The organism is Sorangium sp. So ce448 (assembly GCF_051520915.1).
GTDB lineage: Bacteria > Myxococcota_A > Polyangia > Polyangiales > Polyangiaceae > Sorangium > Sorangium cellulosum_B.
Genome location: NZ_CP150343.1, coordinates 9,604,440 through 9,629,226, shown reverse-complemented (window position 1 = coordinate 9,629,226; position 24,787 = coordinate 9,604,440). Strand labels below are relative to the sequence as shown.

Annotated in this window: 15 protein-coding genes; 5 read left to right on the top strand and 10 right to left on the bottom strand. The window is 70.0% G+C overall.

Annotated features, from left to right (window positions below):
• Positions 1–220: 220 nt before the first annotated feature.
• The gene (locus tag WMF45_RS36460) at positions 221–2,059 is read right to left on the bottom strand and encodes a hypothetical protein (protein ID WP_437710243.1); all 1,839 of its coding nucleotides are present in this window, start codon (positions 2,057–2,059) and stop codon (positions 221–223) included.
• A 101-nt stretch (positions 2,060–2,160) separates the two neighbouring features.
• Complete coding sequence (locus WMF45_RS36455) at positions 2,161–4,089, bottom strand: thrombospondin type 3 repeat-containing protein (protein WP_437710241.1); 1,929 nt, start codon at positions 4,087–4,089, stop codon at positions 2,161–2,163.
• 492 nt (positions 4,090–4,581) lie between these two features.
• On the opposite strand from WMF45_RS36455, the gene WMF45_RS36450 reads away from it, so the two are divergent.
• The 3 genes from WMF45_RS36450 to WMF45_RS36440 all read left to right on the top strand — a co-directional run bounded on the left by WMF45_RS36450 (position 4,582) and on the right by WMF45_RS36440 (position 8,104).
• Positions 4,582–4,965, top strand: a complete 384-nt coding sequence (locus WMF45_RS36450; RefSeq protein WP_437710239.1) for a hypothetical protein — start codon at positions 4,582–4,584, stop codon at positions 4,963–4,965.
• A 296-nt stretch (positions 4,966–5,261) separates the two neighbouring features.
• A complete protein-coding gene (locus tag WMF45_RS36445) occupies positions 5,262–6,011 on the top strand; it encodes a hypothetical protein (protein ID WP_437710237.1) in 750 nt (249 codons plus the stop codon).
• A 503-nt stretch (positions 6,012–6,514) separates the two neighbouring features.
• Positions 6,515–8,104: a hypothetical protein gene (locus WMF45_RS36440; RefSeq protein WP_437710235.1), complete on the top strand. Its 1,590-nt coding sequence runs from the start codon at positions 6,515–6,517 to the stop codon at positions 8,102–8,104.
• 168 nt (positions 8,105–8,272) lie between these two features.
• Here WMF45_RS36440 and WMF45_RS36435 read toward each other — a convergent pair whose 3' ends face one another.
• From WMF45_RS36435 to WMF45_RS36415, 5 genes are all read right to left on the bottom strand, one after another.
• Complete coding sequence (locus WMF45_RS36435; RefSeq protein ID WP_437710233.1) at positions 8,273–11,248, bottom strand: glycoside hydrolase family 3 C-terminal domain-containing protein; 2,976 nt, start codon at positions 11,246–11,248, stop codon at positions 8,273–8,275.
• Entirely contained in the window at positions 11,245–13,599 is a 2,355-nt protein-coding gene (yicI, locus tag WMF45_RS36430; RefSeq protein WP_437710231.1) for an alpha-xylosidase, read from the bottom strand. Before yicI ends, WMF45_RS36435 begins: the two co-directional genes overlap by 4 nt.
• Complete coding sequence (locus WMF45_RS36425; RefSeq protein WP_437719615.1) at positions 13,596–14,363, bottom strand: carbohydrate ABC transporter permease; 768 nt, start codon at positions 14,361–14,363, stop codon at positions 13,596–13,598. The genes yicI and WMF45_RS36425 overlap by 4 nt, the downstream gene beginning before the upstream one ends.
• A 116-nt stretch (positions 14,364–14,479) precedes the next feature.
• Positions 14,480–15,391, bottom strand: coding sequence for a carbohydrate ABC transporter permease (locus WMF45_RS36420; RefSeq protein WP_437710230.1), 912 nt, complete (start codon positions 15,389–15,391; stop codon positions 14,480–14,482).
• Positions 15,388–16,665: an ABC transporter substrate-binding protein gene (locus tag WMF45_RS36415; protein ID WP_437710228.1), complete on the bottom strand. Its 1,278-nt coding sequence runs from the start codon at positions 16,663–16,665 to the stop codon at positions 15,388–15,390. The genes WMF45_RS36420 and WMF45_RS36415 overlap by 4 nt, the downstream gene beginning before the upstream one ends.
• A gap of 668 nt (positions 16,666–17,333) precedes the next feature.
• Between WMF45_RS36415 and WMF45_RS36410 the strand changes: the two genes are divergently transcribed.
• Positions 17,334–19,262 carry a DUF4215 domain-containing protein gene (locus WMF45_RS36410; protein ID WP_437710226.1) on the top strand — a complete coding sequence of 643 codons (1,929 nt, stop codon included), beginning with the start codon at positions 17,334–17,336 and terminating at the stop codon, positions 19,260–19,262.
• A gap of 209 nt (positions 19,263–19,471) precedes the next feature.
• Here the strand turns inward: WMF45_RS36410 and WMF45_RS36405 are convergent, their stop codons facing one another.
• The gene (locus tag WMF45_RS36405; protein ID WP_437710224.1) at positions 19,472–21,160 is read right to left on the bottom strand and encodes a sigma 54-interacting transcriptional regulator; all 1,689 of its coding nucleotides are present in this window, start codon (positions 21,158–21,160) and stop codon (positions 19,472–19,474) included.
• Positions 21,161–21,506: 346 nt separating this feature from the next.
• Between WMF45_RS36405 and WMF45_RS36400 the strand changes: the two genes are divergently transcribed.
• Entirely contained in the window at positions 21,507–22,802 is a 1,296-nt protein-coding gene (locus tag WMF45_RS36400; protein WP_437710222.1) for a serine hydrolase domain-containing protein, read from the top strand.
• A gap of 117 nt (positions 22,803–22,919) precedes the next feature.
• Here WMF45_RS36400 and WMF45_RS36395 read toward each other — a convergent pair whose 3' ends face one another.
• Positions 22,920–23,900 carry a hypothetical protein gene (locus WMF45_RS36395; protein WP_437710220.1) on the bottom strand — a complete coding sequence of 327 codons (981 nt, stop codon included), beginning with the start codon at positions 23,898–23,900 and terminating at the stop codon, positions 22,920–22,922.
• Positions 23,901–24,012: 112 nt separating this feature from the next.
• The gene (locus WMF45_RS36390; RefSeq protein WP_437710218.1) at positions 24,013–24,747 is read right to left on the bottom strand and encodes an iron-containing redox enzyme family protein; all 735 of its coding nucleotides are present in this window, start codon (positions 24,745–24,747) and stop codon (positions 24,013–24,015) included.
• Positions 24,748–24,787: the final 40 nt, after the last annotated feature.

The window sequence follows — 24,787 nt, the reverse complement described above, 5'->3', positions numbered from 1 at the left end:
CTCTGCTCTGCGCGTCGGGGGAGAGCGGCGCTCTGCTCTGCGCGTAGCAGAGGTGGGCGGAAACCGCTGAGTGGCTCACGGACCGCGGGTCCTACCCGCAGGGGGCGGAGCCGCCTGCGCCCCCTGCAAGGGCACAAAAAAAGAGCGCCCATTCGACGGCGGGGGGGGGAAGCCGTCACGGGCGCTCTGGTCTAGGTGCTTAGCAGGATGCGGGCCAGGGTCATCCTTCAGGCTTTCCCGGGGTTTCTCCTGAGGCAAACGCCTGATGCCTTTCATTCGTGAGATCGGGGCTTGCAAACATGGTAGCTCGGTCGCCCTGAAGGCAGGCGTTGACGGGCGCCGCGTCGCCCGGCGACGCGACGAGGAAGGCCGGCGCCTCTGCGCTCGCTACCTTGAACAAGGTGTCGCCGAGGGTGACGTACCAGTCCCCGTCGAACCAGCGCCCGTGCCCGAGCTCGCTGCTGATCTCCTCCGGGGCGGCGCCAGGCCGCCCGATGTAACGCTTCTTGTCGTTGAGGAACATGACCTCGCCGGCGTCGCTGATGCCGTCGTGCCCGATGCGCAGCTCCTGCTGATCGAACTGGCTCGGCGTTGCGAAGTCGCTCAGCTGGTGCTCGTCGCCCGAGGGGGTCCGCAGCCATACCTGGTTGACGGCCCCGTCGCTCTTCAGGTAGGCCGCATACCCTGCGTGCAGCAGCAGCCCTGCCGCGTCGCCGGTCCTGGAGTCGCCGAGGAACACCTCCGCGCCGTCGGCCGTGTAGAGGTAGCTCGAGCTCACCGATCCGCTCCACCACCGGCCGGCGACGTTCGTCCCGTCGGTGATCGGCCGTTGCAAGTAGCCGGGATGGTCCCCGAGGCGGATGTCGCCCGGCCCGCTGATCCACGGCTCTTCGTGCGTGCTGTAGTAGGTGTCGCCTGACGCCGTGATGTCCGCCTGGAACGGCGACGCGCCGCCGGGGTCGAGCCACAAGCTCGTCTCGATGCCTGTCGAGAGCGTGTGTACGATGGCCTCGTCGTCGTCGGTCCTCGTCCACAGGAGCGTATCGCCGTTCACCGCGTCGAGGCGGCCCTGCCTGGGCGTCCTGTCCAGGGCGCCGTCCTTCCACAGGAAGACGTATCCGTACCACGCTTGCATGGCGACGCCGGACGGCGTGAGCGCCCCGTAACCAGGCTTGTGCATCCAATCCTGGTGCATCCGGAGCTCCCCGAGCCACGTCACCTGCTGCGTCATGCGGTCGACGACGCCGATCTGGAGCGCGTGATCGATGAACAGGACGCGCGTCGCATCGAAATCGAGGATGGCGCCGGGGGCGCGCTGGACGGCGGTGAGCTTCGGGCTCCGCTCGACGTAGACACGCGGGAGCGCCCAGTCGTAGAAGCCGAGTCCCCCGCCGAGGGTCGGCCCGTACCAGACGGGGCCCACGCCGTCCGTCGCCTCGAGCCTGATCGTGAGCACCTCGCCCGACTGAAGCGGCGACGACAGGGTGTGCAGCACATCCATCCTCCCTGGCACCGACGACGGGACGCCCACCAGCACCTCATCGCGCACCTGGCTCCGGACGCGCGCCTTGAACTGCGTGCAGGAATAGGGAGGCGTCCCCACGCACGTCGCAGCGATGCGGGTGTCCCCGGTGAGCGTGCGGTTTGGCCGCGGGCTCGTCACCCAGACGCTGGGCGGCGCGTACTTGTGCACGGTAACCTGCCGCGTCGACGCTCTTCCGAGCTTGTCGTACGCGGTCAACGTCAAGGTGTGAGGGCCGTAGGGCACCGTGCTGGTGTCGATCGTCGCGTAGTAGCGATCGTTGTAGTCGTTGAAGGTGAGCGGGGTCGTCACCCCCGCGTATTCCGCTTCGACGGAGATGACATCTTCGTAGGGTATTGCGGCGATGCTGACCTGGATGTTGTTGAAATCGGAGATCGCGCTCTTGTAATCTTTTCTCCAGGTGGTTCGCCCGAAGAACTGAAGCTGGTCCAGGACCACCTCCGCCAGCGCGGAGGTGGTCGAGAGGGACATCCACGATGCGACCGCACAACCGACGACCGTCCGAGGAAAACGCATGGGGCCTCCGGGGCTAGTACGCGGCTCTGATGCGGCCGCGGTTCGCCCCATTCAACCGGCGGATCCGCGACGCGGCGGAAGCGGCCGGGGTCAGGAGACGGTCAGTGGAAGCACACCTCGAGCGAGGGGCGGTCGGTGAGAATGCCGTGCTCGCTCGAACGGTAGCTGGTGAGCGCCGTCAGCTCCTCTTCCAGGAGGAAACCGTGGTTCGGGTGCACGCCGTCGACCCACGCCTGGACGAGCGCGGTCAGGTCGACGGTCGCGACGCCGGACGAGGCCCCGAGGAACGTCGCCTCGACGGCCGGCTCGAAGCTGCCGGCGAAGCTGCTCCAGGTCACCGTGGACTCCGCCCAGGAGGCGTTGATGCGGTGCACCCGGATCTCGCCCGTGCCGGAGCTGTAGAGCGCGGTGCTGAACGTGGCCGACTCGACGGTGGCCCCGTACGGGATGGAGTCGAGCTCGAAGCGGTACAGCGCGTTCTTCTCCGCGCCGCTGCTCAGGCCCGTGTGGACATAGGGAGAGCTGCCCTCGTTGTAGCTCGGGTACAGCGCCCAGATCGCCGTGTCCGCCACCTGGCCGAAGGTGCCCCGCTGGATCGTCACGCAGGGGTCGCACGCGTCGCCGGCGCCGTCACCGTCGCTGTCGGTCTGGCCGGGGTTATGGTAGCCCACGCAGTTGTCCGTCGAGTCGCAGATCCCGTCGGTGTCCCCGTCGGAGTTCGCGGACCCGGAGCAGACGTCGCAGGCGTCGCCCACGCCGTCACGGTCGCCGTCTTCCTGGCCGGGGTTCGGCGTGGCCGCGCAGTTGTCGCAGGCGTCGCCTACGCCGTCGCCATCGGCGTCGCTCTGGTCGGGGTTGTAGTGGTAGTCGCAGTTGTCCGCCACTCCGCAGAGCCCATCCCAGTCGAAGGAGTCCGATTCTGGGCCTGCACACTCGTCGCAGGCGTCGCCGAGCCCGTCACCGTCGCTGTCTTCCTGGCCGGAGTTCGGCGTGCCCGCGCAGTTGTCGCAGGCGTCGCCTATGCCGTCGCCGTCGATGTCGCTCTGGTCCGGGTGGCCGTAGTAGGGGCAGTTGTCCGCCAATTCGCAGAGCCCATCTGCGTCGGGGTCGGCCCCCCCTCCTCGGTCGCAGTAGTCGCAAGCGTCGCCCACGCCGTCAACGTCGAAGTCGAACTGGTCCGGGTTGTAGTAGTAGCAGTTGTCCACCGAGTCGCAGATCCCGTCGTTGTCCGCGTCGGAGTCCGCGGACGCGTAGCAGGCGTCGCAGAGCCCACTGCCGTCCGCGTCGTACGACCCTGATCCGTCGCAGCGGTCGCAAGCGTCGCCGAACCCGTCGCCGTCGGCGTCGCTCTGGTCCGGGTTGTAGTCGTAGGGGCAGGTGTCCGCCCCGTCGTCGCAGAAGCTATCGCGGTCGATGTCGTACGACCCCGGGCCCACGCAGCGGTCGCAAGCGTCGCCGAACCCGTCGCCGTCGGCGTCGTTCTGGTCCGGGTTGTAGGTGTCAAAGCAGTTGTCGCACCCCGAGCCCGCACCCGCCGTGACGCCGTCGCCATCCCCGTCCAGGCTCCCCACGGAGGGGGTATTGAGCGCGTAGCCTCGGCAGATATCCCGATCGGCGCAGCGCACGCTGGGGCGGGACAGGTTGGCGTCGAACAGACACGCTGACGCCGCCCCCTCGTCCGACGCGACGTCGATGCGCACGTAGCCCCACGCAACGAAATAATCACCGACCGCCGCGACCCGGAAGTCGTTACAGCTCATGGGGTTGTAGAGCTCGAGCAACGCCGGATCGGTGATGCTCACCCGGAGCGGCGCGACGTTGCACCCGCAGTCGTTCGAGCTTGGCACGGTGTCGAGCAGCGTGCCGTTCATGTACAGCGCGAAGCTGGTGTCCGCGCCGCAGTCGGCGTGGGCGATGGTGTACGTGATCGCGGTGGTGGCCGCGTGCGCCGCATCGGGCAGCAGCGCGAAGCCGAACAACAAGCCAGGCGTAAGGAATGGCAAAAAGCCGATTTTGCCGGGAAGGCGCATCGTTCCTCCTCGATTTCGGGGCGCTCGCACCGGAGCGCACGGGGCAGGGAGCACATCCGATCTGCCCGGAGACCCGCCGGGCCGCGCTGCGCCCGTCGAGCTGCACGGTCCAGAGTTCGTCGCTTCCCACCCTAGATGCGACAGCGCTTGCCAAAATTCACCGTCCGGTGAGGATCGCCGCGGCGGGGTCGCTGGAGGCTCGAGCGTGGTGTAGACGAACCACCACAGCCGAGTGAGCTCGTTGGGTCTGTTGATTTTTGCAGGCGGATCAGTGGATCGTCCTTTGAACGTTATGTCGACTGCCGGTCGTTGGCGGGAAATTCTTGACAGGTCGGAATGGCTTTGCGCGGGCTATCCTCGCGAAGCCGCGCTCGGGCGCCGGACGCGGGCGCAGCACGCCGCGGGCGAGGCGACCGGCGCCCTCTGGCCCACCGGCCGCGTCACCGAGGTCGCCGAGCCCACCGGCGTCGGGATCGCGGCCTCGCCGGGCCCGTGACCGCGCCCCGCGCAGCGCGCCTCGGGCTCGTCGCTGCGGCGCTCGCCGCGCCGGCGCTCGTCGCTGCGGCGCGCCCCGCGCGCGCGTCGTCCGGCGAGCAGACCGCGTCGCTGAGCTGGGTGCGGCTCGCCGGCGCCGAGGCGTGCGTCGGGGCGCGCCCTGCGGAGGCGCTCGCGCTCGCCGACGCCCACCTCGCGCGCTTCCCGGGCGGCGCGCTCGCCCAGGAGCGCGAGGTGATCGCGGTCGGCGCCCTGAAGGCGCTCGGCCGCGGCGGCGAGGCGCTCGCGCGCGCGAACCGCTTCGTCGCGGCGCACCCGAGCTCCGCCTACCGCCGCAGGCTCGAGATCCTCGTTCCGGAGCTGAGAGGCGCGCCGCGGTGACAGCAGGCCGCGGGCTGCCGTCGCCCCGGCGAGGCCAGGGCGCTGCTCGGTGGATCTCTCGAGGTCCCCGGCTCACGGCGTTGCCACACCGGACGCCGGTTGTAACGACCGCTCTGCTCGCGGCAAAGGCGGCTTCCTCCATGGCACGGGGATCCAGGGCGACCGCCTCGTTCAGGCCCGCCGTCGTACCCGAACGAAGATCGATCAGGAGATCATAAAAACAGACGAACGGCGTCATTCATGGAGTGACAACGGGCTGCGCTGACAGGCCCGGGGAGATACGAATGAGACGCCTCGTGAACACATCCATTCCATTGTTCGTTGGGCTGATGATGCTCCAGACCTTCGGCGCCGGATGCACCGCCTTGGTGGAGGTCGGCGATGACAGCGACGACGGCGGCGGTCAAGAGACCGGGCCCGGTGATGACGCCCATGGGATCGGCAGCGGCGGCGCCGGCGGCAACTCCAGCACCGGGGGCGGCTCGTCGGTCGGGAATGGCGGCAACTCCAGCACCGGGGGCGGCTCGTCGGTCGGGAGTGGCGGCGACTCCAGCACCGGGGGCGCCTCGTCGGTGGGCGCCGGCGGTCCCGCCTCGACCGGGAGCGGCTCCGGGCCGGCGACGGCCGGCGCGATCGCGCTCCTCAGGAATGAGTTCCCCGGAGAGCCCGAGAGCAGTGGCTCGGCCGGCGGGCCGGGCACTTCTCCGAACGATCTCTTCATCATCTTCGGCGTCCCGGTGAGCTCCTGCGCGGATCCAACCTGGTACGACGGCTGCGACAACTGGGCGCTGGGTATCGCCATTCCCCCTGCGCTGCAGGTGCCCGGCATCGTTGATCTGAGCGCGCCGGAGGTGTTGTACTCGTTCTACACTGTGACCCGCCCCGACAGGGGCGACGGCGGCTGCTGGTCGGGCTCCGGCGATTTGAGGTCCGGCACGATGGAGATCGTGAGCATCGGCGCCGCGGAGGTCGTGGTCCGGCTGAGCGGCACCGATACCCAGGACATCGACGCCAACGGCGAATACACCGCAGCTCGATGCCCCTGACGTCCCTGGCTCCGTGACGGAGAAGAACCCTCTCGTCGAGGGGTTGGCGATTCCCAGGCGAACGAGACGTCCGCTCATTTCGATCCACGTCACGCGCCGATCGACGTTCCTGCGCGGTGATTCAGCCGTGCTCGGCGCGCAGCGTCGCCCGGTACGCCATGGGCGGCGCGCCCGTGGCCTCGAGGAACCGCCGGGCGAGCGTGGCGCGCGAGACGCCCACCGTTCGCGCCAGGGTGTCGACTCCTCCGGGGCCTGTTTGTAAAGAATCTTTAAAAATGGAGCTCTGGGCCGCGCCGAACGTTGAACATCGTTTTTGTTCAGCTACATCATCGCTCGTCTGAGGTCGCTCCTGGCACCGCCTGACGTCCCCAGGGCGCGGCCTCACGCGCCGGGCGGCTCGGATGGCTCCGCGACCACAGCTGAAGAGTGGATGAAACGCGCCGCTTTCCTGCTCGTGGCCGCGCGCCACGGCCGGGCGCTGCGCTTGCAACGGAGAAAGCTCGATGGGACGCTCGAAGATGGGGCTGCTGCTCGCGTGCGGCGTCGGAATGGCGCTGTTCGCCGGGGGGTGCTCGCAGGCAGAGGACGAGATTCCGGAGCCCCTCGGTGAAGCTTCGCAATCGCTCGCCCTGGCGGATCGGCTCGCTGAGTGCGCGCAGGATCCGCGCGTGGTCGCCGGGCTCGTCTCGCAGGACATCTGCGCGGGCGCGGGTGTGTTCTTCCACGAGACGTTCGAGGGCAACGGCCGCACCTGCGGCACCTGCCACCCCGTGGCCAACAACACGACGCTCGACGTGCCGTTCATCCAGGCCCTCGACCAGACCAACCCCGATGACCCGCTCTTCGTGTTCCGGCAGGTGCCGGAGCTCGCCGAGCTCGAGACCTCGGATCTGCTGGACGACGCGGCCATCCTCGAGAACGTGGACGGCTTCGCCGATCCGACGCACCGGTTCGTCTCGCGCGGGGTGAACCACGTCCTCTCGCTCAGCACCAGCATCCGGGCGGATTCGGGGGACGGCACCACCAATCCCCCCACGGAGCGGACCGGCTGGGGCGGGGACGGCTCGAGCGACGGCACGCTGCGCGGCTTCCTCAAGGACGCGATCACCCAGCACTTTCCAAAGCGCCTCGCCCGCGAGCCGGGCGTCGATTTCCGGTTGCCGACACCGGAAGAAGAGGACGTGACCCTGGCCTTCCAGCTCAGCCTGGGCCGGCTGAACGAGCTCGATCTGGCGAGCGTTCGCCTGTTCGACGCGGAGGCGGAGGACGGCCGGCAAGCGTTCATGGACCCGGACCGCGGCCGCTGCAATTTGTGCCACCACAACGCCGGCGCGAACTTCCAGGACACCGGCAACAACCGCAACTTCGACACCGGCACGCGCACCAAGGGGTCGCCGCTCAACGGGGGCAGCTTCGGGGGCGAGTTCCTCGCGGACGGCGGCTTCGGCGGGCGAGACCTGCCGGCGCCCAACTTCGACGCCACGGGCATCGGCTTCCCCAACTCGTTCGGCAACGGCACCTTCAACCCGCCGCCCCTCATCGAGGCCGCGGACACGCCGCCCTTCTTCCACAACAACCTGCAGATCAACGACAAGGCGGCTCCGGGCCTCACCGACGCCGTCACGTTCTACGCCTCGACGCCCTTCCTCTTCTCTCCCGCCGCCCAGGAGCTCGAGCAGCGCTTCGGGACGCCGCTCAACCTCGTGCCGCTCGACGCGCTCGCCATCGCTCGCTTCCTGCGCGCGCTGAACGCCGCCTTCAACGCCGACATCGCGAAGCAACGGCTGGACGCCGCGCGGGTGCTCGTCGACCAGTTCGCGAACACGCGCGCCGACGTGCAGCAGAAGCTGATGGAGCTCGCCCGCGTCGAGATCGACGACGCCATCGAGGTGATGGCTCCGATGACGCTGTATCCCGCTGCGGCGCAGCAGCTCGACCTCGCGCGCGCCGAGATCGCCCAGGGCCTCGCGGCGAGCTCGGCGGTCGAGCGCCGCAACCGCATCGTGAACGCGACCGCGCGCGTGACGACCGCCCGGGCCCAGTTCGGTCAGAACATCACCTTCGTGCTCGGCCAGGGCAACCTGATGTACTGAGCGCGGCCGTGGCGCCGCGCCCCCGCGCCGCCACGCCCCTCCCGCCCACCGAAGAGCCCGCCACCCGTCGGGAATGACCCGGGCGTGACGTGAGCCCACCCACCCTCCAGTGCGCCGGGATCAACCGGCACGGAGACGGGTATGCGGAGACCTACGTCGAAGGGCCCCTCAGTCGATCGCGAACGTCGACAGGCGGGCGGCTCCACGGAAGACGAGGTAGACGTCGTGTCGCCCGTAAGCGCCGCCGAGCTCGGCGGTCGCGGTGGCGTAGGCGTACACGTCGCCCGTGCTCGGCACGACGGCGGTCCCAACCACCTTGCCGCGGACCGGATCGTCGAGCCGGATCTCGACGAGCGCGTCGCCCGCCTCGGCGCGGGCGAACCCGCCGCTGAAGTGGCTGGCACCGCTGCCCAGCTCCACATCGGAGAAGCGGAGCCAGTCGCCCGCGGTGGCGCCCACGGCATCGCCCCACTCCTTGCTCTCGTCGACCAGCTCGATGCCGGCGTAGTCGTCGAAGTCGAGCGCTCGCGTCTCGCGGGCAAGGTCGCGCGCCGGGATGCGCTCGCCGCGCACGCGCACGACCGCGCTCCGGCGGATTTCGGCCGAGGAGGAGCCGACCATCAGCTCGACGCCAGCCGCCTCGAGGACCCAGCGGCTCCGGGTCACGTCCCAGTGGGCGAGGTCGGAGGCGGCGAAAGCGAGCTCGACCGTCCGCTTCTCGCCCGGCGCGAGATGGATCCGCCGAAACGCCCGCAGCTGCTTGGCGGGCTGCGGATCGCGCGACGATGGCTGGCGGCTGTAGAGCTGAACGACCTCGTCGCCGGCCCGCAGGCTCGTGTTCGTGACGTCGACGCGCACCGAGATCGGGTCGCCGGCCTGGACCGACGAGGCGCTCAGCTGGAGGTTGTCGTACCCGAAGGTCGAATACGACAGCCCGTACCCGAACGGATAGAGCGGATCACCGTCGAAGTAGAGATAGGTCCGCCGGGCCTTGATGATGTCGTACTCGAGGACGTCCGGCAGGTCGTCCGCCGAGCGGTACCAGGTCTGGGTCAGTCGCCCGGCAGGGTTGTGGTCGCCGAAAAGGACGTCGGAGATGGCATTGCCGGTTTCCTGGCCCGCATGGGTGGTCCACAGGATGGCGGGGACGTGGAGCTTCTCCCACGGGATGGTCATCGGATAGCTGGTCTCCATCACGAGGATGGTGCGCGGATTGGCGGCGAGCACCGCCCGTACCAGGGCGGACTGCCGGTCGGCCAGGGCCATCGACGTGCGGTCGTGATCCTCCCGCCCGTTGATGAACGGCATACTGCCAACGACGACCACGGCGGCGTCGGCGCCTGTCGCCGCGCGCACGGCCTCGTCGACGCCGCTCCGGACCACGTCGACCGCGAAGTGAGCCGCGTTGGCCGCCTCGGTCGCGGTCAGGGCGAGCGCGCCGTCCCCGGCGATCGTCAGGTAGACCTCGGGGCCGGCCCAGTCGAATGCCTTCTCGTATCCGGCGTAGCGGATGACGTGCGTGCCGTCGCTCTGCGGCTCGAGGACGAACTGCTGCTGGACGAACCAGCCGTACGGCTGGGCGGCGCTGTTCGCGAAGTTGGGGCCGAAGTTGAAGCGGTCGACCACCTTGCCGTTGGCCGCGCTGCGCAACGTGACGATGCCCTGCCCCCAGTCGAACACGTCGAACTCCTCGGTGGGACCCGCGCTGGCCGCGCCGACGCGCAGGATGTCCCCGTCCTCGTCCGCGCCGGCGGTCACGTAGCGGCCGCTCGCGACGTCGCGCAGCACGATCCGGTCCACGCCCTCGCTGGAGAGGACAGTGGCGCCGCTGAGCCGCTCGCGGATGCCGTCCAGGGGCGTGACCCGGTACGGCAGCGCCCCGGAGTACCAGTCCGTGTAGAGCGTGTCCGAGAGAGGCCCGACGACCGCGATCCGCCGCGTGGCCGACGGGTTCAGCGGCAGGAGGCGACGCCTGTTCGCGAGCAGCACCATGGCCTCGTCGGCGGCCCGGCGGGCCAGCTGGCGGTGCTCCGGGCTGTCGATGACCTCGGGCCCGATGCCGGCGTAGGGACCCCCGTCCGGGTCGAAATCGCCGAGCCGGAGGCGGACGGAAAGGACGTGCTCGACGGAGGCGTCGATGTCCTCCTCGGTGAGAAGCCCTTGCGCGAGCGCCGAGTGGAGAATCTCGATGGTGCGCGCGCTGTTGGCGTCGTCGACGGTGAAGCTGTCCACTCCGGCCAGGAGCGTGGCCGCGAAGGCCTCCTCGCTCGTGGCGAAGTAGTTCTGCGAGGCGCTCAAGTTGTTGGGGGCCCAGGCGTCGGACACGTTGTAGAGCGTCTTCTCCGTCCAGCTCCGCACGACCTCGCCGACATCCGGGTTGACGGTGCACGGCCTGCCGTTGACCAGGTTGTAAGATGTCATGACGCCGGTCACGGCGTCGGCGGCGATGGGTATCTTGAAGGCCAGCTCGTCATACTCGTGCTTCACGCGGGGGCGCAGGTTCGACGACGTGGTGTCACGATGAATCTCGTTGTTGTTGGCGAGATAGTGCTTGATGACCGGCGCGGTCTTCAGGTAGAGCGGGTCATCCCCTTCGAGGCCGCGCCCGTATGCGGTGGCGATCGCGCCGGAGAGGAGCGGGTCCTCGGAATAGCCCTCCTCGTTGCGCCCCCAGCGGGGGTCGCGCAGGAGGTTGACCACGGGCGCCCACACCTGCAGACCCCAGACGCGAGGGGCGAGCGCGTGATGGCCGCGAACTTCGGCTCCGACAGCCTCGCCGACCTGCCGGATGAGATCCGTGTTCCAGGTCGTCGCCAGGCCGATCGCCTGCGGGAACACCGTGCCGGTAGCCGTCACGACGGCGCCGCCGTTGTCGCGATCGGTGGACCAGGCCACTCCGTGCAGCCCCTCGGTGCCGGCCTTGAAGTCCGGAATGCCGAGCCGCGGAATGGCAGGCTGAAACTGATGCAGGAGCGAGATCTTCTCGTCGAGCGTGAGCCGGCCGAGGAGGTCGCGGACGCGGATCTCGATCCCCAGACCGGGATCCTGGAACGGCAGCATGTCACTCGCGCGCGAGTCCGAGGGGTGAAACGAAAGCGCGAGGACGAACGGAACGGAAGCAACGATTGAGCGAAATCTCTTCATCGGTCGTCTCCTTTGGGACCGGGCGCCGTGGTTGAGCCCTTCTCTTCCAGCGTGATGACCAGCTCGCCGCCGGTCGCCCTGACCAGCGCTCCCCGCGCGTGCTCCGCGCTCTCCCCGCCTTCAACGGCCGCGACGCGGCGGTTGACGAGGAGAACGTTCCAGGCACCCGGGGCGCCCGCGGCCTCCACCCGCACCACCGGGCCGTCCCGGGACGTGGTGAACGTCGTGACCGCGTCCCCGTCCGCGCCCGGGATCACGGTGGTGACGCGGGCGCCGTCCGCCGGCTCGTACACGCGCAGCGTTACACCCTCCGCGTGGTCGTAATCGGGACGGTCCTCCACCGCGCCCTCGGGGATCACTGCCCCCGGCCGGACGAGCAGCGGCACGCTGTCGAACCCGTGGCGCTCGCGCACCCAGCGGCCGCCCTCGACGCGCTCCCCGGTGAGGTAGTGCGTCCAGACGCCGCGCGGCACATAGTAGGAGAGCTCCCCGTCGGCGGAGAAGACAGGCGCCACGAGCAGGTCGTCGCCCAGCATGTACTGCCGCTCGAGATGCGTGCAGGCCGGGTCGTCCGGGAACTCGACGACCATCGCGCGCATCATCGGCAGGCCCTCGCCGTACGCCTGCCGCGCGGCCCCGGCCAGGTAGGGCATCAGCCGCATCTTCAGCCGGCTGAAGCGCCGCAGGACCTCCACGGACTCCTCGTCGAACAGCCATGGCACCCGGTAGGAGCGGCTTCCGTGCAGCCGGCTGTGCGACGATAGCAGCCCGAACGCGATCCATCGTTTGAACAGCGCCGGGTCGGGGGTGCCCTCGAATCCGCCGATGTCGTGGCTCCAGAAGCCGAATCCCGACATGCCCAGCGACAGGCCGCCCCGCAGGCTCTCCCCCATGCCCTCGAACGTCGACTCGCAGTCGCCGCCCCAGTGCACCGGGAACTGCTGCCCGCCCGCCGTGGCCGAGCGGGCGAACACGATCGCCTCGCCCTCGCCGCGCCGCTTGCGCAAGAGCTCGAACACCGTCTGGTTGTAGAGATGAGCGTAGTAGTTGTGCGCGCGCTCCGGGTCGGACCCGTCGTGGTAGACGACGTCGGTGGGGATGCGCTCGCCGAAGTCGGTCTTGAAGCAGTCCACGCCCATGTCGAGCAGCGCGTCGAGCTTGGCGGCGTACCACGCGCGGGCCTCGGGGTTGGTGAAGTCGACCACGGCCAGGCCCGGCTGCCACAGGTCCCACTGCCACACGTCGCCGCTCGGGCGCCGCAGCAGGTAGCCGCGCGCCCTGCCCTCCTCGAACAGCGGCGAGCGCTGCCCGATGTAGGGGTTGATCCAGACGCAGATGCGCAGGCCGCGCCCCCTGAGCCGGCGCAGCATCCCGGGCGGGTCGGGGAACACGCGCGGATCCCACTCGAAATCGCACCACCGGAACTCGCGCATCCAGAAGCAGTCGAAGTGGAACACGCTGAGCGGCAGGCCCCGCTCGGCCATCCCGTCGATGAACGAGGTGACGGTCGCCTCGTCGTAATCGGTGGTGAACGAGGTGGACAGCCACAGCCCGTACGACCAGCCCGGCACCCTCGCGGGCCGCCCGGTGAGCGCTGTGTACTTGCGCAGGATCTCCCTCGGCGTCGGCCCGTAGATGAGGAAGTAGCGCATCGACTGGCCCTCGACGCTGAACTGCGTCCGCGCCATCGCCTCGGAGGCCACCTCGAACGACACGCGCCCGGGATGGTCGACGAACACGCCGTAGCCCGCGTTGGTGAGGAAGAACGGCGCGTTCTTGTACGCCTGCTCGCTGGACGTGCCGCCGTCGGCGTTCCAGATGTCCACGACCTGGCCGTTCTTGACCAGCGGCCCGAACCGCTCGCCGAGCCCGTACACGAAGTGGTCCACGCCGAGGTCGAGCTGCTCGCGCACGTAGTGGCGGCCGTCGTCGGTGTCGATGATCGCCGTCGCCTTCTGCGCGCTGCCGGTGAGGCGGCGGCCCCGGGCCAGGAAGTCCAGCCTCCACCCCTCGCCGCGCCCGACCCGCACCGACAGCGCGCCGGAGGTCAGCGTGGCCGCCTCCTCGTCCAACGTCACCGCCCCGGTCGGGTCGGTGGCCAGCTCGAACGCCGGGCCGCGGGGCCGCTCGCCCGCGAAGTGCGTGATGGTGACACCGATGACGTCCGGCATCGGGGACGCGCAGGTGACGGTCACCACCGGTCCCTTGAGCAGGTCGCCGCGGTGCCGGATCCGCTGGACGGGCGCGTGCGCGACGAACGACGCCGGCCCGGCGTCGATGTCGAGGACCTCCATCGGGTAGACCGCGTGCACACCCTTGCGCATCATCCAGTAACCGTCGCTGAACTTCATTCCTTGATCGCTCCTGCTGTGAGTCCGCGCGATAGCGTGCGCTGGAAGATGAGGAAGAAGACGATGGTCGGCAGCAGGCCGAGCAGCGCGGCGGCGCTGGACATGGTGGCGTCCATCAGCCGCTGCCCCTGCAGCACGCCGAGCGCGACCGAGACCGTCTGGTTGTCGTTGGAGATGAGGAAGACGAGGGGGATCAGGAACTCGTTCCAGGTCCAGATGAAGAAGAAGACGAGCATCACTGCCAGCGTGGGCCGCACGACCGGCACGATCACCCGCCACAGGATCTGCCACCGGCTGGCGCCGTCTATCCGCGCCGCGTCCAGCAGCGGCCGGGGGAACGCCGACATCACCGACGACAGCAGGTACGTGCCGAACGCGCTCTGGATGACGGTGAACACGATGACGACGCTGATCCGGGTGTCGTAAAGACCGAGCTTGTTGGCCAGGTAGTACAGCGGGTAGACCAGCGACTCTTGCGGCAGCGTGTTGGCCATCAGCAAGAGGACCAGCACCCACATCCGTCCCTTGATCCGGCCGATGCCCAGCGCGTAGGCGTTCATCACCGACAGCAGGACCGCGAGCACGGCCACCGAGCCGCTGATGAGAAGGCTGTTGAAGAGGACGTGGCCAAAGCCGACGCGCTCCCAGAAGTCGCTGATCCCGTCGAGATGGAGCCCCTCCGGCGGGGCGAGCGGGCCGTTGGCGGTGTACTCCGCCGGCGTCTTCAGCGCGTTGAAGACCACCACGGTAAAGGGGATCAGCATGATGGCCGCCAGCGCGACCAGCGCCGCCAGCACCGCGTAGGCCGACGGGCCCCGGCGGCGCCGCCGCGGCCGGCTCCGCGCGGGTGCGCTCACCGGGCTCTCGGCCAGCGTCGCCGTCATCGCTCCTCCTCCAGCTCACGGCCCTGCAGCCGCAAAAAGGCGATGGTGAGCGCGATGATGATCAGCGTCAGCACGGTGGCGATCGCGGAGCCGTAGCCGACGGCGGTCTTCTCGAAGAAATTGACGTAGGAGTAGTAGGACGGCACGCTGGTCGCGCCGCCTGGCCCGCCCCTGGTGAGCACGAAGATGTGCGGGAACGCCTTGAGCGCGGCGATCGTCGTCCACAGCAGCACCACGAAGATCTCGGGCCTGATCTGCGGGATGGTGACGTGCCAGAAGCGCTGCGCCCACGAGGCCCCGTCGATCTCGGCCGCCTCGTACAGCGAGGGGTCCACGCGCTGCAGCCCGGACATGAAGATCACGAGGGGGAATCCGATCTGGATCCAGACCATCACCCCCATGACGCTCCACAGCGCGGTGGCGGGGTCGCCGAGCCAGTCGTGCGCGAGCGAGCCGAGCCCGATCGCGCGCAGCAGGTCGTTCACCGCGCCGTTCTCGGGGGCGAGCAGCCAGCTCCACACGATGCCCGCGATGACGATCGGCAGGACCTGCGGCAGGTAGATGCAGGCGCGCAGGACGCTGGCGGCGCGCGGGCCGAAGTGCCGGTCGATCAGATCGGTCAGGGCGGAGGCCAGCACGAGCCCGATCATCGTCGGGAGGACCGCCATACCGACGACGACCAGGGCGTTGTGCCGGAACGACGCCCAGAACTCGCCGTCCGTGGCCAGCTCCCGGTAGTTGTCCAGCCCCACCCACGTCGGGGTGCCGACGCCGGCCCACTCGGTGAAGCTGGTCCCGAGGTTCATCAGGAAGGGTATCCCGATGACCCCGGTGAACAGCAGCAGCCCGGGGATCAGGTACGGCAGGTAGGCGAGCGGGCCACGCCCTGTCGGGCCGCGCGCCGTCACTTGGGCAGGCCGCTGTCGTAGGTCTTCTGGAGGCCGCTGAGCACCGACTGCGGCGGATCGCCGTTCATGAGCTTCTGGGTGTGCGAGACCCACTGGTCGTAGAAGCCCGCAACCGGCCAGTCCGGGTAGTACGCCAGGCCGTTCGACTGGGCGAGGGTGTTGAAGCCGTCGATGAGCTTCCTGGCCTTGGGCTCGGTGATGGCCGCGCTGTCGGCCGCCACCGGGACGCCGCCCGCGTTGCCGAGGATGTTCTGGATCTTCTTCTTCAGCGTGATGTCGATGAAGTCGTAGGCGAGCTGCTTGTTCTTCGAGCCCGCCGGGACGACCCACAGGTTGCCGCCCGATCCGAGGGTCATCCTGGCTCCGGGCCACACGAAGGTATCCCAGTCGAACTTGGCCTCCTTGGCGATGCGCCCGAACCACCAGCTCCCGGAGAACATCATCGGGAACTTGCCGCTCATGAACGCCACCCCGGCGTCCTCGGCCTTGGTGCTGACCGAGCTCTTGGCGATGTAGCCCTTCGTCACCCAGTCAGCGAACGTGGTCGCCCCGTAGGTCCATGCCGGGTCGGTGAAGTCGGTCTTGCCGGTGTAGCGCTGGAACGCGTTCACCCACGGCTGGTCGGCCTTGTCCAGCGCGAGCTGGTAGACGTACTGCTGCGCCATGTACTCGGCGCCGGCGTTCGCCAGCGGCGTGACGCCCTTGGCCACGAACGCGTCCATCACCTTGGTGAACTCGTCGAACGTGGTCGGGACGTTGACGCCGTGCGCCTTGAACAGGTCCTTGTTGTAGTAGACCTGCACGTACTCGGCGTAGTTGGGCACCCCGTACCACTTGTCGCCGCCCATGATGCCCTTTTCGTCGTACCGCGCGACGACCTGCACGCCCGGGCTGATCAGCTTGTCCCAGCCGCGCTTCTGGGCCTCGGGGGTGAGGTCCTGGAGCAGGCCCTGCCTGGACAGCAGCCCGGCGGTCGCGGTGCCCTTGTTGTACTCCATGACGTCAGGGGCGCTCTTGGAGTTCATGATCATGGGCGCGGTCTTCTGGATCTGCTCGAAGCCCTTCTCCTCGAGCTTGACCTTCACGCCCGGATGAGTGGCCTCGAACTCCTTGATGGCCTCGTTCCAGGCCACGCCCATGGCGCTCTCGGGAGCCTCGTAGTGCCAGATGCGCAGCTCCTTGCCGCCGGACTCGCCGTCGTCGCTGCGACCGCACGCGGCCAGCGTCAGGGTCCCTGCGGCGAGCAGCGCTGCGCCCGTGACTCTTGTGATCATAAATTTCCTCCGGGGTGAGAAACGGGCATCGGCCCTCCTTTTCGAAGCGCTTCGAGGGCCGAGATGATAAACGACATGTGAACGTTCACACAACAAGGAAACCCAACAAAGTGCTGGTCACGCGTTCACCTGGGAGAGTGTGGGTGACGTCGCCGCCAGGCGCACCTGGAGGCGGCGGCCATGAAGCTCGCGTCCATCATGCGCGACAGCGCATAGGGCCCCGCGCCTGGCCGCTTGACTCGGATCCCGATCCTGCTCTTGCCCAGGTATTCGCGGCAGGTTTTTCCGATACGAGGTTCCTGATCAACACCAGCTACCCCCGGAGGTCACTCCGCTGGCTGCGGAGCCCTCCGTGCCAATGTGCCTGAAACACCGATCCTCAATGCGCGTACTGTCGGAGGGCGAGTCCGGAGCGTTTGATGAAAGAAGAGCAGCCCTCTCAGCAGACGAGCCAGGCGCATTGTGCGCTCCGCGCGCGATTCTCCGTGCGATGCGCAGCCACGCCCGGATCCGGCGGCCGCGCGCGCTGGCGCGCGGCGGAGGCAGACGGCCTTCATGAAAGGGGGTTTGCCAGGCGGATCGGTTGTGCCGAAGATGGCATCACGCTGCGCCGTGGGGTGAGGCCCACGTCGCGTCACGACAGCTCTCTCTTGCGTTGGAGCAGGTGGATGAACGTACGACTCGTTGCAGGTCTTTTCGTGCTGGCGCTGTCGGCTGCCGCGGGCTGCGGAGACGATGACGGCCAGGTCGGCGCCGGCGGCAATGGCGGCTCCGGCGGCGGTGGCGGTGGCGGCGGCGTCGACGCCACGAGCACCGGAACTGGCACCGGCGGTGGCGGCGGCGGCGGCGCCGAGCCCACCGGCGGTGGCGGTGCTGGCGGCGCCGAGCCCACCGGCGGTGGCGGTGCTGGCGGCGCCGAGCCAACCGGCGGTGGCGGTGCTGGCGGCGCCGAGCCCACCGGCACCGGTGGCGGCGGAGGCGGCGGTGCCGAGCCAACCGGCACCGGTGGCGGCGGCGGCGCCGAGCCAACCGGCGGTGGCGGTGCTGGCGGCGCCGAGCCCACCGGCGGAGGCGGAGGCGGCGCCGAGCCAACCGGCACCGGTGGCGGCGGAGGCGGCGCCGAGCCAACCGGCACCGGTGGCGGCGGCGGCGGCGCCGAGCCAACAGGCACCGGTGGCGGAGGCGGCGCCGAGCCAACCGGCACCGGTGGCGGCGGCGGCGCCGAGCCAACCGGCACCGGTGGCGGCGGCGGCGCCGAGCCAACCGGCACCGGTGGCGGCGGAGGCGGGCCGGCGGGCGCGCTGTACGAGGCCTGCGCGATGGACGATGAGTGCACCGGGGACATCTGCCTCTCCGAGGAGGAACTTGGATACCCGTCCGGGCTCTGCTCGGACCTGTGTGAGCCCGCGGCCGTGCCAACGCCGGGCGGAGAGTGCGACGGCGGGGTCTGTCTTGATATCTTCGATGGCGTGGGCGCGTGCCTGGCGCTCTGCAGCGCGTCGTCGGAGTGCCGCGACGGTTATGCCTGCGAGGACATCGGCGGTGGCATCCGGGCCTGCGTCCCGAGGTGCACCTCGAACGCGCAGTGCCCCTCGCTCGGCGTGTGCGACATCCTGAGCGGCGTCTGCACGCCAGGCGAGACGGACTGCGCGAACCACGAGGACGACGACAGGGACGGGTCCTACGACTGCGCGGACACCGACTGCGCCGCGACCTGCACCCCGATCGCCGAGGCCGCCTGCGCGAGCGCGACACCGATCGTCTCGACGACGATCCACGGCGACACGTCGGGGGGCACGAGCGGGCTGGAAGGGACCTGCTACCTCGGCAACACGGGGCACGGACCGGAGGAGATCCACCTGTTCACGCCGCCCGCCGGGCAGTCGGGCACGCTCGTGGTCGAGCTCGAGTCGCCGACCGAGCATAGCGTCTATGTCCGTAGCTCGTGCGCGGACATGCTCTCCGAGATCGACTGCTCCGACGAGAACTACCCCCACGATGGTTTGCCCGACGAAGAGCGGATCGAGATCCACGTGAGCGACGGCCAGACCGTGCCGATCGTCGTCGACTCCTATGAGCCGCGGGAGGCCGGTCCCTACACCCTGAACGTCAGCTTCACGCCGGTCGTCTGCGGCGACGGGACCGTCGGCTCGGCCGAGCAATGCGACGACGGCAACACCACGAGCGGCGATGGCTGCTCCGCCACGTGCGCCTACGAGCCCGACGTGCTGTGCGAGAACGCGGTCGAGCTCGTGATCGGCGAGAACACGGGCAACACGGCGACCGGCCCCTCGGTGTTCGAGGGCAGCTGCCTCGGATGGGACGCGCCGGAGACGATCCACAGGTTCACGCCGCCGAGCGACGGCACGCTCACGCTGACGCTGTCCGCCGAGACCGACCTGGGCATCTACCTGCGCGAGAGCTGCGCGGACTTCGGCTCCGAGCTCGCGTGCGTCGACGCCGACGGCCGCGGCCATGACGAGACGCTCGTGATCGATGTCACCGGCGGCGAGCCCCTGTTCGTCATCGTCGACACCTACACGTCGCTCAACGGCGGCCCCTACACGCTCACCGTCGCCTTCACCCCCGCTCCCTGAGGTCGACGCTGCCGTAGCGGGCGCTCACCGTGGGACCCGATTGGCAGGAGTTCAGGCTGCCTTTCGACACTTTCCCTCTTGACCACCTGTCGGTTGCCAGCGTCGAGTTGATAGTGACGCTGTATCAGCGTAGCAACGCCGATCCGGGAGGGGGGCGTCCCGCGCGCTGGGCGCCGGGGGCGCGGCGCTCTCGTCGCGCTCGTGAGCGCTCAGGGCGACCGCTTCCGTGGCCGCGGGATGCCGTACTCGTCGATGCGGTTGATCAGCGTGCGCAGCGAGACGCCGAGGAGCTTGGCGGCGCGCGTCTGGTTGCCCGCGGACCGCTCGAGGGCCTCGACGACGCGCTGCCGGTCGGCGGCCTTCATCTCCAGCCGGAGCCTCGCCAGGGCGTCGCCGCTCGGCGGCGGTGCGTCGGCCGGCGGCAGCCCGGCGAAGCTGGGCGGCGGCGGCGGCAGCGCCGCGCGGTCCGACGAGGGGGCGTCGCCGCTCCACAGGGGCATGGCGCGGCCCGACGGGGGCGCGGCGGTGCTCGGCAGGGGCGCGGCGCGGCTCGACAGGGGCGCGGCGCCGCTCGGCGGCAGCGCGGCGCCGCTCGGCGGCAGCGGCGCGCCGCTCGGCGGCAGCGGGGCGCCGCTCGGCGGCAGCGGGGCGCCGCTCGGCGGCAATGGCGGCGGCGGGGGGATGGTGCCGCTGGGCCGCGACGCGCGGCTCGACGGGGGCGCGGCGCCGTTCATCAGGTGCGGCGGAAGATCGGCGGGCAGGACCAATTCCCCCGCGCACAGGACCGCCGCGCGCTCGATCACGTTGCGCAGCTCGCGCACGTTGCCGGGCCACGCGTACGCCTCGAGGACGGCGAGCGCCTCCTGCGAGATGCGCGGCGCGCCGCGCTGGTCGAGCTGCCGGCACGCCTCCTCGAGGAACCTGCCGGCGAGCGGGCCGATCTCGGCGATCCGCTCGCGGAGCGGCGGGACGACGAGGGAGATGCCGTTCAGCCGGAAATAGAGGTCCTGGCGGAAGGCGCCGCGCGCGATCTCCGCCTCGAGATCGCGGTTGGTCGCCGCCACGAAGCGGAGATCGAGCCGGCGGGGGGTGCGGCCCCCGATGCGGAGCACCTTCCGGTCCTCGAGGACGCGGAGCAGCTTCGCCTGGAAGGCGAGGGGTAGCTCGCCGATCTCGTCGAGGAACAGCGTGCCGCCGTGGGCCGCCTCGAGCAGGCCGGGGCGCGCGTGGCTGGCGCCCGTGAAGGCGCTCTTCTCGTGGCCGAAGAGCTCGCCCTCGAGGAGCGACGGCGGCAGCGCGGCGCAGTTCAGCTCGACATAAGGCCCGCTCGACCGCGGCGAGCACGCGTGGAGGGTCCGGGCGAGCACCTCCTTGCCCACCCCCGTCTCGCCCAGGATGAGCACGCTGATGGGGCTCCGCGCGGCGCGGGCGGCCTGCTCGTAGAGCGCCAGCATCGAAGGGACCAGCAGCACGATGTCCGCAGGCGGCTTTCCGCGGTCGGGCTCCTCGGCCGCCCCGCCGGGCGCGCGGCCGACGACGACGGTGGTCGCGCCGAGGTTGAAGCGCTCGCCGACGCCGACCTCGGCGCTCTCCCGCGAGAGGCGCCGCAGGCGGTGCGTGCGCGCCGTCAGCGCGCGGGCCTGCGGCTCACCGACGAAGGTGCCGTTGGCGCTCCCGAGGTCCTCGATCCGGAGCGGCGGGCCGACGTGGAGGGCCGCGTGCCGGCGCGACACCGAGCGATCGTCGATCCGTACGTCGCACCCCTCGTCGCGCCCGAGGACGACGCGGCCGTGGGGCGGCAGCGGGGCGAAGGTGATCGTGTTGCCGGCCACGATCGCGAGCCGGAGCGCCGTCGCGCAGGCGCCCTGCACATCGCTGCCGGGAAAGCCTTCGTCCACGAGCACATCCTACGCGGCGCCGCGCGCCGTCGTGCGCTGGTTTGGCGGTGATCTGCACGAAGATTTGCACGAATCATGCAAAACCGTGCACAGCGCAGGGACCGCGCGGGCGATCGCGCGGCCGATCGTGCAGGCGGGTGCACGATCGGCGCACCGGTCCGCCGGCGCTCTCGCGCGGCGGCGCCGCGAATCGCTGGGTCCGCTGTCCGGCACGCCTCCTGCTGTCCAGGAATCCGGGCGCTCGCGAGCGTCGATGGCGACCTCGGCGACGGCGCGGAAAAGCGCGCCCGAGCGGGCTCTGCAGCGACGCGACCCGGCCCCCACGGATCACGGATCAGGAGCGAGCATGTGCACCGAGCATGAAATTTTGAATCGCAGGCGCCTTCTCCAGGGGCTGGGCCGTACGGCGGCGATGGCCGCGTTCGCGCCGGCGGTCCTGTCGGCCAAGGTGGCTGAGGCGCACATCCCGACGACGTACGAGCAGCTCGTCCCCGCGCTGCCCGAGCGCGTCGGCCTGTGCTCGGAGCGCATCGAGGACGTCTTCGCGCGCATCCAGCGCCGGGTGACCGACGGCCTGTTCCCGGGCGCTGTCGCCCTGGTGGCGCGGCGGGGCAAGATCGTCGGGCACCGGGCGTTCGGCTCCCGGGTCCGCGGCGCGGACGAGCCGATGACGCTCGACACGCTGTTCGACCTGCTCTCCATCACCAAGGTCCTCGCGACGTCGACGTCGGCGGTGATCCTCGTGGAGGACGGCGTGCTTCGGCTGAACGATCGGGTGGCCGACTTCATCCCCGAGTTCGCGGCCAACGGCAAGGAGGCCATCACGGTGCGCGACATGCTCCGGTACACGGCCGGCTTGCCGCTGGACAGCCAGTTCCTGGACGATCCGGACGCCGAGCGCGTCTGGCAGCGCATGGCGGAGGCGCCGCTCGAGTACGTCCCTGGCACGCAGGTGCTCTACAGCGATCTCACCTACCGCCTCCTCGGGCGGGTGATCGAGGTCGCCTCGGGCATGGATCTCGACGCCTTCGCGAAGGCGCGCATCTGGGGCCCGCTCGGCATGAGCGACACGACCTTCAACCCGTCGGCGGCGCTCATCTCGCGGACCGCGGCCACGGGCTACTCCGAGCTCCGGGGGAGGGTGCTGCGCGGCGAGGTGCAGGACGACCAGGATCACGCGCTCGGCGGGATCGCCGGCTGTGACGGCGTCTTCTCGACGGCGCGGGACATCGCGGTGTTCTGCCAGATGATCCTGAACGGCGGCAGGTACGGCGGCGTCCGCGTCCTGAGCCGCCAGGCCGCCGCCGCGATGGTGAGCAACCAGACGCCCGAGGTGAAGGCGTCGGAGACCGACGTGTCGCCGATAACGAACCTTCTGATGACGCCCAAGGGGTATGGCTGGGAGCTCGCGACCCGCCGCTTCTCCAACGGCGGGTCGCGCCTCTCGAACGGCTCTTACGGCAAGGCGGGCGGCGCCGGGTGCTTCCTGTGGATCGATCGCCGCCGCGAGCTGATCGGGGTCATCTTGACGAACCACGGCGTGCCGACGCCGTTCGATGAGATCGGCTGGAACCGGATGCTCGACGCGGTCGGGAACGGGGAGTTCTTCGACGGGATCGTCAACGCCGTACTCGACGACTGAGCCCGGCGTCGGTCGGTACGGGGGGCGCCGTCACACGGTGATGACGATCTTCCCGCGCGCTCTGCCCTCGCCGAAGTAGCGGAGCGCGGCGGGGACCTCGTCGAGCGGAAAACAGACTCACTTGCCGCAGCCGACGCGCTCCGAGTGGAGCGCGAGGTCGTCATACCACATCGTCTTGGCCCCGCCGTGGTACTTCTCGAACCCGAACTTGAAGAGCTTGTAGTCGTACGGGCCCCAGTCCGTGACGTGCATCGCGTTGACCTCGGCGCCGTCCACGAACACGCTCACCGAGCGGCCCGGCCCGTCGTAGTGGAACTCGAGGCAGTACCAGGTGTTCGCGACGAGCTTCACGCCGCCGCTGCACATGTACATTCCGCCGTTCGAGAGCATCTCTTTGTCGTCGCTCTTGCGGTTCAGCTCGAGCTGACACTGGTGCTCGCCGATGCGGATCTGCTCCCCGTTGTTGGGATCCCCGTTGCCTTCCGCGGCCGCGACATACGTGTTGTGGCCCATCTGGATGTCGGTGGCGCTCTTGAGGTAGATCCTGCCCCAGAATTTGCTCGGCACGGCCACGCCGAGCATCTGGCTGAAGTCCGTGCCCGTGACCTTGACGGAGCGCGAGCCGCTGTGACCGGTGCTGTCCAGCGTCACGAACTCGCCCATCCTCGCGCGCAGGTACTCCGGGAAGAACTGGACCTCGGAAGGCAGCGAGCCGCCCTCGAAGTCGGAGCAGAAGATGCTGCACCCGCCGGGATCCGTGCCGCCGGTCGCCGCCGTGCTGGTCGTCGTGTCGCCGGCTCCGGTGCTCGCGGCGCTCGCGGCGACGTCGCCTGAGCCGCTGCTCGCGGCGCTGCCGCTGGTGGCGCCGCCCGAGCCGCTGCTCGCCGTGGCGCTGCCGCTGCCGCTCGTGGCGCCGCCGCCGCTCGTGGCGCCGCCGCTTGTCGCGCCGGGGCCGGAGGAGGTGCTCCCCGGGCCCGCGGCGTCGTCGCCCGACCCACCGGCGCCGCCGGCCCCGGAGCTGGATTCGCCGCCGCACGCGGCCACGGACGCGAGCGTGACCATGGCAAAGAAGGCAAAGGAACGAGCCGAGAAGGACATACGGGGAGATCTCCTCAAGAAACGGGCGCAGAACGGCCCAAGCGATGCGCGCGATTCTATCAGTGAACCCCGCGCGTGTCAGGCAGAACCGGAGGAGTGCGCCGAGGCCAGCTCAGGCCTGCCGGAGCCCCATGGCGCGCGCGACTCCATCCCGGTACGCCAGCCAGGCCGCGTGCGCTGCGGCCACCGCCGACGCGACAGCGTCCGCCATCGGGCCCTCGTCCGGCACGTGCCCCAGCACCATCTCCCACGCGTCCCGCCGGTGTCCCCCTTCGACCGCCCGGTGCGCCCTCGCCAGGCGCATGCGCTCGGGCGGACACCCGTAATGCCGCACCATCGGGTGCGCGCGCAGCGCCTCCTCGATCGGCGGCGCCTCGCGCTGCCCGAGGAGCTCCGCGCGCTCGTGCACGCTGCCCTCCACGAAGATCGTCAGCACCGCCGCGCCCACGACCCACGGCGGCGCCGCGCTCACATGGTCGAGCAGCGCCCGGTAGGCGTGGGCCTCGGGCTCGAGCGGGAGCGACTCGTCCTCGATGGCCGCGCGCGGGATGCCCAGGCCGTCGATCATCTCCAGGAAGAGCGCCGGGTGCGACACGCCCAGCGAGAGCTTGCCCGTCTGCTCCTCGAAGAGGTTCTCGGCGAGGGCGCTGCGCACCGCGGCCGGCGGCGACTGGCCGAGCACGCGCGCGAGCAGCACGGGGAAGTCGCGCACGTAGACCCGGTATTCGTGCCTGAAGTGAACAGCGAGCTGGTCTCGCGTGAGGCCGGGGCCGGTGAGGTGCGCCCAGGCCCAGTGGTTCTTGCGGTCCATGATCGCGAGCAGGCGTTCCTGAAGATGGCGCGTCATGCGGCAGCTCCTCGGCAAGGGGGGAGCCTTGGTTGTACAG